Origin of the sequence: Halorhodospira sp. 9621, assembly GCF_022228055.1 — a bacterium.
In the GTDB taxonomy this organism is placed as follows: domain Bacteria; phylum Pseudomonadota; class Gammaproteobacteria; order Nitrococcales; family Halorhodospiraceae; genus Halorhodospira; species Halorhodospira halophila_A.
The window spans coordinates 1-12,936 of the sequence record NZ_JAJNRD010000038.1; the positions used below are offsets into that span (position 1 = coordinate 1).

Annotated in this window: 13 protein-coding genes and 1 tRNA gene; 5 read left to right on the forward strand and 9 right to left on the reverse strand. The window is 65.2% G+C overall.

What is annotated here, in order from left to right:
* From LRF89_RS12060 to LRF89_RS12080, 5 genes are all read left to right on the forward strand, one after another.
* A partial coding sequence (locus LRF89_RS12060; RefSeq protein ID WP_238637207.1) for an energy transducer TonB occupies positions 1–445 on the forward strand: 445 nt, incomplete at its 5' end.
* 3 nt (positions 446–448) lie between these two features.
* A complete protein-coding gene (gene tolB / locus LRF89_RS12065) occupies positions 449–1,756 on the forward strand; it encodes a Tol-Pal system beta propeller repeat protein TolB (RefSeq protein ID WP_238637208.1) in 1,308 nt (435 codons plus the stop codon).
* Positions 1,757–1,779: 23 nt separating this feature from the next.
* Positions 1,780–2,397, forward strand: coding sequence for a peptidoglycan-associated lipoprotein Pal (gene pal / locus LRF89_RS12070; RefSeq protein WP_238637209.1), 618 nt, complete (start codon positions 1,780–1,782; stop codon positions 2,395–2,397).
* A gap of 15 nt (positions 2,398–2,412) precedes the next feature.
* Positions 2,413–3,153, forward strand: coding sequence for a tol-pal system protein YbgF (gene ybgF, locus LRF89_RS12075; RefSeq protein WP_238637210.1), 741 nt, complete (start codon positions 2,413–2,415; stop codon positions 3,151–3,153).
* A 52-nt stretch (positions 3,154–3,205) separates the two neighbouring features.
* A tRNA-Lys gene (locus tag LRF89_RS12080) sits at positions 3,206–3,281 on the forward strand.
* Between the two features lie 616 nt (positions 3,282–3,897).
* Here LRF89_RS12080 and LRF89_RS12085 read toward each other — a convergent pair.
* From LRF89_RS12085 to LRF89_RS12125, 9 genes are all read right to left on the reverse strand, one after another.
* Positions 3,898–4,548 (reverse strand): hypothetical protein, encoded by a 651-nt coding sequence (locus tag LRF89_RS12085; protein ID WP_238637211.1) that lies wholly within the window; start codon positions 4,546–4,548, stop codon positions 3,898–3,900.
* Between the two features lie 260 nt (positions 4,549–4,808).
* The gene (locus LRF89_RS12090) at positions 4,809–6,212 is read right to left on the reverse strand and encodes a terminase large subunit domain-containing protein (protein WP_238637219.1); all 1,404 of its coding nucleotides are present in this window, start codon (positions 6,210–6,212) and stop codon (positions 4,809–4,811) included.
* Positions 6,209–6,466: a hypothetical protein gene (locus LRF89_RS12095; RefSeq protein ID WP_238637212.1), complete on the reverse strand. Its 258-nt coding sequence runs from the start codon at positions 6,464–6,466 to the stop codon at positions 6,209–6,211. Before LRF89_RS12095 ends, LRF89_RS12090 begins: the two co-directional genes overlap by 4 nt.
* Before the next feature lies 1 nt (position 6,467).
* Complete coding sequence (locus LRF89_RS12100) at positions 6,468–6,668, reverse strand: hypothetical protein (protein WP_238637213.1); 201 nt, start codon at positions 6,666–6,668, stop codon at positions 6,468–6,470.
* Complete coding sequence (locus tag LRF89_RS12105; protein ID WP_238637214.1) at positions 6,661–7,032, reverse strand: hypothetical protein; 372 nt, start codon at positions 7,030–7,032, stop codon at positions 6,661–6,663. Before LRF89_RS12105 ends, LRF89_RS12100 begins: the two co-directional genes overlap by 8 nt.
* Positions 7,033–7,670: 638 nt before the next feature.
* Positions 7,671–8,096 carry a hypothetical protein gene (locus LRF89_RS12110; protein WP_238637215.1) on the reverse strand — a complete coding sequence of 142 codons (426 nt, stop codon included), beginning with the start codon at positions 8,094–8,096 and terminating at the stop codon, positions 7,671–7,673.
* Positions 8,097–8,432: 336 nt separating this feature from the next.
* A complete protein-coding gene (locus tag LRF89_RS12115; RefSeq protein WP_238637216.1) occupies positions 8,433–11,012 on the reverse strand; it encodes a DUF3987 domain-containing protein in 2,580 nt (859 codons plus the stop codon).
* An 11-nt stretch (positions 11,013–11,023) separates the two neighbouring features.
* Positions 11,024–11,239, reverse strand: coding sequence for a helix-turn-helix domain-containing protein (locus LRF89_RS12120; protein WP_238637217.1), 216 nt, complete (start codon positions 11,237–11,239; stop codon positions 11,024–11,026).
* Positions 11,240–11,533: 294 nt separating this feature from the next.
* Entirely contained in the window at positions 11,534–12,778 is a 1,245-nt protein-coding gene (locus LRF89_RS12125) for a tyrosine-type recombinase/integrase (protein WP_238637218.1), read from the reverse strand.
* Positions 12,779–12,936 lie beyond the last annotated feature (158 nt).

The window sequence follows — 12,936 nt, forward strand, 5'->3', positions numbered from 1 at the left end:
TCCAGCCGAGCAGCGGGCGGAAGAGCAGGAGCGGCTTCGCGAGGAGATCCGCCAGCGCATGGCGGAAGAGCGCGAGGCGCAGCGCCAGCAGGAACTCGAAGCCGAACGCCAGCGCCAGGAAGCGGCCCGCCAGGAGGCCGAGGAGCAACGCCGGCTGCAGGGGCAGCAGCAGCGCTACACCGCGGCGATCGCCGAGGCTGTCGAGCGCAACTGGCGACGCCCCACCGGCACGCCCGAGGGGCTCGAGGCGGTCATCCGGGTGTCGTTCTCGCGAAGCGGCGACGTGCGCCGGGTCGAGGTCGTCAGCGGCAGCGGTGACTCCGGCTTCGACCGTTCCGTCGAGCGCGCCGTCCAGGCCGCCTCGCCGGTGCCTTTCCCCGACGAGGCCGCGCTGCAGGAGCGCATGCAGACCATAACCTTCCGATTCGCACCGGACCGGAGTTAAGCCGTGACGCGACTGAACCGAGTATGGAGCACCGTGTACCTGGCAGCCCTGCTGATGCTGCCCGGGCAGGCCAGCGCCGATGACGTGGTGATCGACATCATCGGAGGCATCGAGGGCGCCACCCCCATCGCCGTCGTGCCGTTCCAGCGCGCCGATGGCGCCGACCCGGAGACCGGGATCGCCCCGATCATCACCGCCAACCTCGCCCGCACCGGCCGCTTCGACGTCCTGCCGGAGGACGACCTGGTGGCCACCCCGGGGCGCATGGAGGACGTGCGCTTCTCCACCTGGCGCGCCCAGGGCGTGGACCATCTGGTGGTCGGCGGCATCGATAATGCCACCGACGGCCGTTATGAGGTGCGCTTCGAACTCCTTGACGCCTTCCAGGGACAGCGGACCGACGGCCGGCGCTACCGCGCCGAAGAGCGCCACCTGCGCACCCTGGCCCACACCATCTCCGACCGCATCTACGAGGCGATCACCGACCGCCCGGGCACCTTCACCAAGCGGATCGCCTACGTCGCAGTCGAGCAGCGCGAGGACGGCGAGGGCCGGCAACATCGACTGGTGGTAGCCGATTCCGACGGACACCGGCCACAGACCATCCTGACCTCCGATGAGCCACTGCTCTCGCCCGCCTGGTCACCGTCGCGGGACCGCCTGGCTTACGTCTCCTTTGAAGGCCGCCGCTCGGAGGTTTTCGTCCAGGAGATCCGCACCGGAGAGCGCGAGCAGGTAGCCAGCTTCCGCGGGATCAACAGCGCCCCGGCCTGGTCACCGGACGGCGACCGGCTGGCGGTCACCCTGTCGCGCGACGGCGCCGCCAACATCTACCTGATCGACCTGGCCAGCGGTGAGGTCCGCCCCGTCACCGACCACTGGGCCATCGACACCGAGGCCACCTGGGGCCCCGACGGCGAGTGGATCTACTTCACCTCCGACCGGGGCGGACGGCCACAGATCTACCGCACCACGCCGGATGGCGGCGAGACCGAACGGGTCACCTATGAGGGGGCGTACAACGCCCGGCCGAGCATCTCACCCGACGGTGAGCGGATGGCCATGGTTCACCGCCACGACGGGCAGTACTATATCGCCCTGCAGGATCTGGAGACCGAGGCGGTGCAGATCATCAGCGACGGGCCGGCCGACGAATCGCCGAGCTTCGCCCCCAACGGTGACCTGGTCATCTACACCGCTGGCGGCACCGAGGGGCAGCGACTGGCCACAGCCTCGGTCATCGGCGGCGCGGTGGCCCCACTGGAGTCCACCGAACGACCGGATACCCGCGTACGCGAACCGGCCTGGTAAACCACCTGCGAGGACGAGACACCATGACCGCCAGAAGCCACCGAAACGTCGCGCTCCGCCCCCTGCGCACCCTGGGGCTGACAGCCAGCCTGGCCCTGCTGGCCGGCTGCGCCCACTGGATCGAGGACCCGGAGACCGCACCCGGCGAAGAGACCGAACTGGAAACGGAAGACTTCGATCCGACCGAGGCCGAGGCCCTGGAAGACCCGAGCGATGCCGACGAAGAACGCCTGGAGCGGGCACGCGCCGAGGGGCTGGACCCCGACGACCCGCTGGACGCCGCCGTCCTGGATGAGCCCGACAGCCCGCTGGCGACCCGGCGCGTGCACTTCGCCTTCGACTCCAGCGACATCCGCGACGAGGACATACCGGTCCTCGAGGCCCATGCCGAGTTCCTGCGCGAGCACCCCGATGAGCGGATGACCATCGAGGGCCATACCGACGAGCGCGGCTCGCGGGAGTACAATCTGGCCCTGGGCGAGCGGCGCGCCGAGGCGGTCGAACGGCTCCTGCGCGCCAACGGGGCCCGCTCGGACCAGCTCGAGGTGGTCAGCTACGGCGAGGAAGACCCGCTGATCGACGAATCCAACGAAGACGCGTGGGCGGAAAACCGCCGCGCGGAGCTGCTCTACGAGCGCTAACGCGGTACACCGGCTATGCGAAAGATCGCCACCATCACCGTACTTCTGGCCTTCGCCGCGCCTGCCGTGGCCGAGGACGTCGAGCAGCGCCTCGACCGCCTCGAGGACCTGCTCGACGGACGCGGACTGGCCGAACTGGTCCGCGACGTCGAGCGCATCAAGCGGGAAAACCGCGAGCTGCGGGGCGATATCGAGAGCCTCGACCGCCAGGTCCGCCGACTCCAGGAACGCCAGCGCGAACACTACGCCGACCTGGACGACCGGCTGCGCGAGCTTCAGGAGCGCGGGCTGGCCCAGGAGCAGGAGCAGGTCCCCATCCCCGACCTCGACGGCCCGGACAGCGAGGCCAGCGAAGAGGACGCCGACGCCGGGGAACTCTACCAGGCGGCCTTCCGCCAGCTCGGCGACGGCCTCTACGAGGACGCCCGCGAAGGCTTTCGTGACGTCCTCGACGCCGACCCGGACAGCGACTACGCCGCCAACGCCGTCTACTGGATCGCCGAGACGTACTACGCCGAGCGCGACTTCGAGGCCGCCGGCGAGCACTTCGAACGGGTGATCGACGACTACGGCGACAGCGACAAGGTGCCGGACGCCCGCCTGAAGCTCGGCTACATCGCCTTCGAGGAGGATCGACTGGAGGACGCCCGCGAGAAGCTCGAGGCCGTCCAGGAGGAGCACCCGGACAGCACCGCCGCCAACCTGGCGCAACAGCGGGTCGCGGAGATCCGCCGTCTGCTGCCCGACGACGAATAGCCGCCGGGCGCTTCCCTGCAGGCGGCAGCTTGGTTAAAATGTGCGCTTCTCGGGGCCGTTAGCTCAGCTGGTAGAGCATCGGACTTTTAATCCGCTGGTCGCAGGTTCGAATCCTGCACGGCCCACCAGTCAAAACAACGCTTTACGGCACTCGCCGCCTAAGCGCCCCGCCCCAGAGTCACAGCAGCGTCCCACCCTCTCGGCTTCTATAACAGCGGGAGGGTAAGACGATGGGGCATGTTGAGCGCAACGATTACGTCGCGTGGTGCAAACACCACGGGTTCAACCCGGCAAGCCCGGAGGCCCGGCGCGACTTCGACAGGGCGCGTGAAGCGTTGGCCGCGCTGGAGCGGGCGGCGGCGCGAAGTGAGGCGAAGGAAAGCCAACAGGGAGGGCTAGACGATGCGCAAGGATGATGCGCTACCGGAGCCGGGGCACTGCCCCTGTGGACGCCGTGGGACGTGGGAACGGCCGATGTTTGGCCGCGTGGGCGATTTCCCAATGGCATGGGCAACATGCCCGGAGCACCCGGAACAGGCCACCGGGCCAGCCGTAGACCGTGAGGCAGCAGAGCGTCAGAGCAACACGGCTGCCTGACATAAAAAACGCCGCCGCCTGAGCCCCAGGGGAAGAGACGGGCAAAGGCGGCGACTGCCGCTTTTCACGCAGCTGGCAGCGGTCGGCCAGCAGGGGGAGGTGCCGCGACTTCGCGAGGACCGGCTCGCGGCCAACCGGTGCAAGTGTCTACAGGTCTCGCGTCATCCGCCCCACCAGGTCACTACCCGCCAGGCGCCGCAGCAGGGCGTCCACCTCGGCGGGGGTTTCGCCAACCTTCGGCTGTGCCGGGGCTTGCTTGCCCAGGGCCTCAGCGGCCTTTGTGGCGCGATTGTGCAGGGTGGCCACGCGGCTCCGGGCCTTGCGGGCCTTCGCCGCGTGCTCAAGGCGGTGGTACAGCTCCACAAGCCACGCCTCGGCATCGGCGCCAGCCTCAACCACCGCTTCCATCTCAGCTTTCCGGGCGCGGTAGTCGGCCAGGGCGCTTTCATGCTTCGCCTTGCTGGCTGCCTCGGCAGCTTCGCGCTTGGCCTCGGCTTCCTGGTCCAGCTTGGCGACGTGATGCTTTAGGGCGTGCCAGGCCCACAGCAGCTTGCCGCCGTCGCTGGTGCCATAAAGCCTATCGATATATTCCTGGTCCGACTCGCTTCGCTGACGCGGCACACGGCTGGTAACGCCGTTGACGCCCTCGAACTGCTCACGGATATGGTCAGCCTTGCGCAGCGCCTCATCGCGGGTCAGGCGCCCGTGTTCGCCTTGCAAATCGGCCTCACTGGGGTGGTGACCTTTCCACTCGCTAGGCTCCATCGCCAACAGGTCTACGGTTTCCGTTTCGCTCATCGCTTCGACCCTCTCGCCTTTGCTTGCGCCATTTCGGTGGTGGTCAGCGGAGACGCCATGTATTGCTCTGCCGACTGATTCGCCCGCTGCTCACACGGCGCACAACGCCGCTTCGTTTCTCCGGTGGTGGGCCGTTGGCTCATTGCGTTGACGGCATCGTTAAGCCCGCCTTTTGATTCGCGGGGGTTTGTGCTATTGCGTTTCACTTGTGACACTCGGTTATTCACGAAAAGCCTTTGCATGTCATTCCCTCCGGTTGCTTAAAAAACACCTGCACGCTTAGTGCCCTTTTTCCAAATCAAAGCCTGCGCCGCCGCGTTGGCCACGTCATCGGCACCCCCGCGAGGGTGGTCCACGCTATCCGGGCCGTTGCTCCGGGCGCGGCGCTCCAGGTTGCAAAGCTGATTTACAAGCCGTTCGTTATCGAGTAAATCCGCTTTTCGCCCTGCAATTCTCGGCAGCAAATCAAGATATAACTCGCTGCGATTTTGCTCTGCCGTGATGTATCGAATCCCCGCGCGGGTGAAAGCCTCTCTAATCCATTCCGCGCCGTATCTATCGCCCTTAACTTCTCTGACACCGTAACGGGCTAAATCTCTCGCGCATTGCGAAACCACGGCTTGCGGTGAAAATGGCGGTTTTACTTCTCGCACCATGTCGAGAACGTCCACGCCGTCAGCCGTGGTGTGAGCCACCGCCCAGGTAAATGAATCATTCGCACCGCCGGAAACGTCCACGCCAGCGCGGTACCTGACGCCGCTTTCCTTCGGGCGCTCGGTTACGCCATCCGGCACCACAGCATCAATCATCGGGCGGGGGAGGAAGCTCGCCACGTCATCGCGCCACTCGGCCAGGTACTCAGCACGGGCGGCGGCCTCATCCTCGGCCAGTGCCTCATCCACCACCGACTGGCTTAGGTTCGGGTTCAGCTCGCGACTCTCCGCCTGCACACTCAGCAGCGGGGCACCCTCTTTGCCGTGGTGCCGCTTCCAGCGCCGGTAAGCCACCCCATCACGTTTGTGGGGCGTGCTGATCATCAGCAGCAGGCCATCAGTCAGACTCAGCGCGGGTTCAGCGGCGCGTAACACTTCGGCATCGGGGGAGGCGCCATCCTGGTGCCAGTGGCACAGCTCATCCGCTACCAGGACCGCGAAACTTCGCCCCCGGATCGTCCGGTGGCTCGCCGTCATCACGGTCAATTCCGTGCTGTTGGCCAGTTCGATTACTTCGCTTGTCTCGCGCTCCACCAAGGCGTTAAGAATGGGCGACCGCTCAAGGCCGCCACGGATATACCGGAGCGCCTGGCTCGCCTGGCGCTTGTCGGCTGCGACCATCGCGCCAACGATGCGCTCACCTGGCGAGCCGAACCCCTCCCAATCCCTCAGAGCGGTTTCGTACAGCGTCAGAGCGGCGCTTATGGCCGTTTTCCCTGCCCGCCTACCGCACAGCGCGAGCGCCGCTCTCAGCGCCTCTGTGGGCGGCTCACGGCCTGTCAGCTTGCGAACGGTGGCCCGCTCATCGTCGGACATGGGCAGCGCATAAAGCGCCTTCACAACGGCCAGCCAGGCATCCCAGGTGCCGTCATGGACGCCGGGCAGCATCGGGGCCAGCAGGGCGTCATCCGTCAGCGCCGTGATGGGGTCAACGCGAGCCGGGGCGGTCATGTCCACGCCTCCACGCGCTCCACCTGGCGGCGGTCCTGCAGGTGGATTTTCAGGTGGGCATCCCGCGCGACCAGAGCGCCAACCTTCACGGGACCGTGCGGCCAATCGTTTTCATGCACCCGGAACAGCGAGCCGTCGAACACAATCACGTCACCCGGACGCAGCACCGCCAGCGAGGCCCACGCCGTCCGCTTGGGGCGCGGGACGCGGGTGGTCTGGGCGTAATCGCGGGCTGCCATCCGGTTCAGGCTCATGTCAGCCGTCCATCCGGGCGCGGTAGCGGGTTTCTTTGATGGGGCCATACAGCTTCCCCAGGGCGGCGCTAATCTTTTCCGCCCAACCCGGCGCCTCGCAGCTGGCGGCCTCGATGAGCGCCGCGCGTAGGTGCTCATCGGCCTGAACCAGCGCATTGTGGACGTTCAGGGCGTGTTCTATCTGTTTCCGTTCCTCATCCATCGCGGTCCCTTCCGTATTGCTGCGCTAGGTACGTCTGCAGGTCAGGCACGTCGCGCGTGCGGCGCTTTAGCCCCAGGGCCTTCCAAACCCCCATGAGGGCGTTGATGCTTTGAGTGTGGCTGCCTTCGTCGATTGGCTCGCCACGGGCGAGGGCGGCCTCGCGCTGTTCAATAAGTGCCTCCAGCCACAGCGCGCGGCGGCACAAGCTGCGCTCCTGATAGGACAGCGCCCCCGGCCCGCCCAGGTCAGCCTGGAGCGCGTCGAGGCGCTGCCGGACCGCCTGGGCCAGCTTCGTCCGCCCGTCGAGTTTCTGTATCCAGTCGTGGGCGAATTGTTGGGGCACGTCTCGCAGCTTCTCGCTCATTTCAGGCCGCTATGTTGTGACTGTTTCGGGACGATTTTGCCGCCCGTTGACCATTATTGTCCGCTTTTCAGGGGCTTGTGTGCAATACGCAAGGGATTACATATCCCTTACCAGTTTTCCGACACGCTCCGGGCAAGGGTGAGCGGCGGCGTTATCGGGGCGGGTCAGCGGGTGTGACGGCGGGAGGGTACGGCTCAGCGGAGGGGGCGTTTTTGTTCGCGGCGTGAACGATGCCTCCCGGCGCCACTTTTGGCGTCGGGTAGGCAGCAAGGGGGAAAATCCCCCCTTGCCCATAATGTCCCATAGCCGGTCATTTGCACGGCGGCAAGCGCCTCGACTCGGGGCACTCTCAGGAAACCGGACAAATATGGACGGTTCCCACAATTAGGCGGTCCCGGTGAAACACCGGACCCCCTTTGTGATGGGGGCTTACCGTAGCCCCAGCCGCTGGGTCCAAAACATATGGTCTGGAATGCGGCACTTCGGGTTCCGGTTCCAATCCGCGCTAACGACTAGCCATTGGCCGGGGTACTGCTCTGCCAGCCTTTCGCGCACTCCCTCAGCGTCGTCGCGCTCTTTGTAGAACCCATCCTGTGCGCCGGTTTCTAGGTCGATCACAAGCCACGATTGCCCGTTATTCATTGCCGCGCCTCCTGGTGCCATCCGGCCAAACGATCCCGCACCGCGTCCAGCACTTCCCAATGCTCCGCCCCGGCGTCGTCTTTGATGTTGGCCGCGAGGATGTTCACCGCCTCCTGTGCATGGCCATAGGCCCACCGCTCAATGGCCGATCCCGCCCGGACGCGACCGCTGCGCAGTACGCCGTAAAGCTCATCCAACTGGCGGCGGGCGGAACCCACGCGCTCGGCGGCTAGGCTCAACGCCTCAGCCGTGGACCGACCGCCGGGGCGCTCTAGGTACATGAACCGCGCCCTGCTCAAATCGGTATAGATCGACCGCGCGAGCCCTTGCACCCGCTCCCGGTCGGCCATGACCTGCTCAACGTCAACGCCGCTCGCGGGCGTCACCTTCTCTGATCGAAACCGCTTCACCTTACTGCGCATCGCTCTACCTCATCAGTTGCGTTAATGGATTGGTTCTCGCCTATAGCCTCAACCTATGCCCTAGCGCCTTTTGTTGTAAAAGTTGCAGCGGCGCGTCGCGAATCTGCACAAAGGCGCTAGGCGCAAGGCCAGCAAATACAGGAAGTTACGCGCTCCACCGGGGCGGGCTGGAATTAGTTGTATTTCTTGTATGTGCGTACGCGAGTACAGAAGGATGATAGGGACGCTTGTAACCTCCTCCCCTCGCGTACGCGCATACAACTTTTACAACTAATTCGCGAAGCCCCGTATGGCGGGGCTTTCACGACGCCGCCCCCCGTGGAGCGGCTACAACTTTTACAACTTTTCCGCCCTCCGCTCTGCCGCCGCGTGCTCAATGGCCCGGCGGCGTTCTTCGCGGGCGGCCTTGATCCGCTCGCCTTCGGTCTGGAACCGCTCATGTACCAGCGGGTTCACGATCCAGTAACCGTCTGAACGGCGGCCCCGGCGCTTCTTGGGTTCCTCGGTTCGGTCCCACCACCATCCAAGCTCGACAAGTAGATCCACGGCGGCCTCGCTATCGCGGGCGTCAGCGCCACGCCACCCGGTGGCCTGTCGGGTCAGGTCGCCACGCTTCACCGTCTTCCACTTGTTGGCGAGAATCGCCTCAGCGGCGGAACGGGCTAGGGTTTGCGCCTCACTGGAGGCGTTGTCCATCACCGCGTAGACGGCTTCTGAATGGCGGTAGAGAACCCGCATCACGTCCAGGGCGTGCCGCATGGTCTCCGCGCCGATCACCTCAGACGGCTCCCGCTCCGCCGCTGCCGCGTGGATGTAATGCAGCGTGAGCGCCACGCGGGCGGCGAAGGCGGGAAACTTGTTGACGTGCTCGCGGAACCGGACGGAATTGGACCGCTCGACAATCGTGCGGATTGCCATTAGGTAGTCCTGGAGAAGCCCCACGGCATCGCGCGACAGGGAGAACTCCGGCGGCCCGTTAACGTGGTTTTGTGCCATGTCTGCGAGCGTATGGAAGACGCGCGAGGCGTTCGCCTCGGCCATTATGTCGTGCTCGGCCAACAGGTCGGGATCGCCTGCAGGGCGCATTTTGTAGAGCATGAACCGCTGCAGGAGTCCATCGCCGCTGCCCTGGCCCTTCTTGAACTGATTGGCCAGGATGTCCGGCTGTATGGAACCGATCACGCCAGCGGCCCAATGCGGGACGATCACCGTCTTCCGCGAGGCTCGGTTGATCGGCTTGTCTTCCCTGCCGCCCCATGCGTCGATCCACGCCGGGCGGTCTTTCGACGCGCTGCCGCTGTTGCTGTAAGCATCCATCCGGCCAAGCCAGCCGGTGAGCTCATCCAACGCCAGCGTTACGCCTTCCGGGTTTTCCGCCACAAGGTCGGACATGCCCTCTACGGTGGTATCGTCCGCGTGGCGTTGCTTCCATGCAGGCCGCGGTGGTTCCTCGCCTTTCTTCGCCTCGGCTGCCCGTTGCGCCCAATCGGCATAGGCCCGCGCGGACTGTCGCGAAACCTCGCTGTAATAGCTCATAGCGGGCGCACCGGCTGCGTTCAGAACGGGGCTTTTCCCGCCGCCGGAATCGTCCACAAGGGCCGCCCAATGGAAAGGCGGTTGCTTCCATTGCCCATTGATGCGAACGCGCACGCGATGATCCAACATGCAGCCCGCATGGACCATCATCGTGAATTGATACGCGCCCGCATCAAAACCGGAGCCAAGGGAAAGCGCGTTGGTATGGCGTTGCCATGATTCCGGCAGAACATGACTAGGAAAGGGCGGCACGGGCGCACTGGAGAAAATATCCGCCGGTTCAGGCCATACGCCGTCATCGTCTGCGGACTCCAGCGCGCGGCGCGTTTCCGCCTCCTGGGCCATGTGGACAAGCGTGCCGAGGGTGTAGCCGCCTTCCCGCTGGCTGAACGATTGCCACTTTTTCACCATCTGCGCCGGGTCATGCTTCGACGCTTTCATGCTCCAGGCTTCCCACAAGGCGAGCCCGGCACTACTGCCGCCCGTTTCGTGGTGAACCGCCATGCCGACCTTCAACCAGTCGTCGTAGTGGCGTTCATCGTTCGGGATTTCATTTAGCAGTTTGGCCACCCGGAGCAAGTCGCCGCCGCCTTGCGGTGCGCCCTGTGTGGCCTTCTCAGCGGCTTTGGGCTTGAACCCGGACGGGTCTATACCCTGCAGCTCAGCGGCGGCGTCTAGCCATTCTGCGGCGTCCTGCAGGCTGATTTCCCGCTCAGGGTTGCCGCCGATAACGCGGCATTGCCGGGGCTCGCCTTTCAGATGCCAGGAGCCGGGCCACCGGAGCGGGTGGACCAAAGGGGCGGCTGATCCATCGCCACCGGTGAGCGCCACGGCTAACCTACGCAGCCGCTTTAGCTCGGCATGTTCCTCCGGCGTGGTGGCCGGTTCGGTCAGACGCCAATGCAGATGCCGTTTCGGCTGAATCTCCCCGGTTGCCGGGTCGATCCATTCGCCGCCGCTGGCCACGTCCTGCGTACTCTCGCCCAAAGCGCGTTGCAGCAGCTCGGCGCCCTTGGCCGGGTCGTTTTCGTCCAAGTCCACCGATAAGGCCACGCCTTGGCAGAGGTTTCCCTCGCTGGCCCCGTGTTCGGTCTTAAAAGTCGCCACAGGCGGGCAGAACACGGCGCCGTCGCTTTCATTGGCCACGGCCTCGGCAAGCTCGGCAGCTTGTTCGGCTACCGCGCCCAGGTCGCCAACATGAGGCGAACGCCAGCGGCCGGCCTTTCTGTTGTTCCGGTCAAAAGCCCGGAGGCTGATATGCCCCTCCGTGGCGTTGCAGAACATCGCTTGAACGAAGCGGCGAAGCTCATCACGGTCAGCCTTGAGCCGGGCGCACCCTTCCTGTCCCCTGTCCGGGGCCTCGATAGTCTGTGCAGTCATGGCGCACCCCCTTACCCGTGCTCTGCGACGGGTTCGACGGCGGCCTGCTCCAGCCAGGCGTCCAGGTCGGAGCGCCGGTAAAGGCACTTCCCGCCCGGCTTTACCCAACGCGGCCCGATGCGCTGGCTGCGCCAACGTTCCATCGTGCGACGGGTCACGGAAAGGTATTCCGCCGCCTCGAGGGTGGTCATGGGGCGGTCACGGTAGGGCGTGGTATCATTACGCATGGTTCAACCTCATCGGTTCCATGCGCACAGCGGCGGCCAGGGAAGGGCGGGGTGTTGACGGTGACTACACTTTCCCTTACCTTATCAATCGGGCGCTGCTACCGCCCGAGCTACAACCGCCGCCGTGCGGCTTGTGGTACAGGAGTTACAAAGCTTCACTAAGTGCGACGCCGGGGTGACGGGTGGTGCCGTTACCCTGGCGTTTTGTCGCACCCAGCTTGCCGCGAATATACCAATTCCGCTCTTCCGAAATCAACACCCCTTGTGCGCGATTCTCGCGCGGATTCCCGCCCGTCATTTCTGAACCCCTTGGAAATCAATCACTTTCGCATCATTCTTCACGCCGCCTATTAAGTAAAAAAATCGCTTTTCCCAAGCCTGCAACGCCGCCGCTTTTTCGTTTTCGTAGCGGTGCGCATCATATACAGCGGCAATCCCCTTTCTCGTGTGGCCGATGGTCAATTCCGCCACAATCTCGGCAACGCCAGCGGCGGCCATTCCCGTCCGGGCGGTGCGGCGAAGGTCATGCGGGCGCCAGTGGCCCCAGGTCGGGTCTTCTTCGTTGGCCAGTGGCTCGGCTGCCCGCTTGGCGGCTTTGCTCAAGGCTTGGGCGCTAATTGGCCGCCGTGGAGCGGACGCGAACAGGTACCCCTCATCCCGCGAAAGTTCTCGCGCTTTGGCGATTAGCTCGCGTGCCGTTTCGGTCAGATACACCCGGTGGTCGTCTTCGGTTTTGCCGCGCCGGGAACCTGGAATGGTCCACCACTCGCCGCTCATTTCTGTTTCATGCAGCCCCAGAACCTCACCCGGACGCTGGCCCGTGATTAGAACCAGTTTCAGCGCCAGCGCCGTAAGCGGCTCAATACCAGGCGCGCGCGTCACGCTCCACAGGCCGCGCATTTCACCCTCGGACAGTACGCGGTTGCGGGTTTTGGGCCTCATGGCCGGGTGGACGCGCCCAGGCTTCAATCCGGCGAGCGGGTTGCCTTGGATATACTCACGGTCCACGGCTAAATCCATCGCCGCGCGAAGGTATTGCAGCGTGAGCGCCGCTTGCCGCCCGTTCCCCGCTTGCGCTTGCCGCTCCATAATCGGCACCAGGTCGCCACGGCGAACCGTGCTCACGCGGCGGCGCCCAATGGCCGGGCGGACGTGCAAGCGGAAAATATCAGCGGCCCGCCGCGCCGATGAAAGCCCGCCCATGCGCACTTCCAGGTATTCATCCAGCAGGTCATCCACCGTGGGTTCCGCGCGCTCGCGGCGGCGCTCTTCTAGCAGGTCGGTACCGCCGTCAACCTCGCGGCGCATCTTCGCCGCCTGCTCTCGCGCGGCCTTGAGCGTCCAGATCGGATAATCCCCGATGCTCACCAGGCGGTCCCGCCCGTGGTGCAGGTAACGCAGAACAAAGCCACGCCGCCCGCTGGCGTTGATGCGCAACCCAAACCCCTTCGGGGCCTCGCGGTGGCGGTCGAAAATGATGCGCCGCCCCCTGGCCGGTGGCTCGGCTTCGCGCACCTTCTTGTCGGTCAACTCGGTCACAGTCACACCCGCTGTGTCATCACGCTTGAGTCACAGCATAAACGCGGGTAGAGTGAGGGTCAATGTCGGAACGCTTCGGAATTACGAGGCCCGGCAGACAAGGGTTTCAGGACAGGCGGGAGGGTGTGACGCGGCTTCTAGGGGCGACTGGAAAGGGA

Coding starts and splice junctions, on each gene's coding strand:
- LRF89_RS12100 (WP_238637213.1), bottom strand. CDS start 6,668: ATGGATGAGGAACGGAAACAGATAGAACACGCCCTGAACGTCCACAAT.
- LRF89_RS12095 (WP_238637212.1), bottom strand. CDS start 6,466: ATGAGCCTGAACCGGATGGCAGCCCGCGATTACGCCCAGACCACCCGC.
- pal (WP_238637209.1), top strand. CDS start 1,780: ATGACCGCCAGAAGCCACCGAAACGTCGCGCTCCGCCCCCTGCGCACC.
- ybgF (WP_238637210.1), top strand. CDS start 2,413: ATGCGAAAGATCGCCACCATCACCGTACTTCTGGCCTTCGCCGCGCCT.
- LRF89_RS12105 (WP_238637214.1), bottom strand. CDS start 7,032: ATGAGCGAGAAGCTGCGAGACGTGCCCCAACAATTCGCCCACGACTGG.
- LRF89_RS12115 (WP_238637216.1), bottom strand. CDS start 11,012: ATGACTGCACAGACTATCGAGGCCCCGGACAGGGGACAGGAAGGGTGC.
- LRF89_RS12120 (WP_238637217.1), bottom strand. CDS start 11,239: ATGCGTAATGATACCACGCCCTACCGTGACCGCCCCATGACCACCCTC.
- LRF89_RS12085 (WP_238637211.1), bottom strand. CDS start 4,548: ATGAGCGAAACGGAAACCGTAGACCTGTTGGCGATGGAGCCTAGCGAG.
- LRF89_RS12090 (WP_238637219.1), bottom strand. CDS start 6,212: ATGACCGCCCCGGCTCGCGTTGACCCCATCACGGCGCTGACGGATGAC.
- LRF89_RS12110 (WP_238637215.1), bottom strand. CDS start 8,096: ATGCGCAGTAAGGTGAAGCGGTTTCGATCAGAGAAGGTGACGCCCGCG.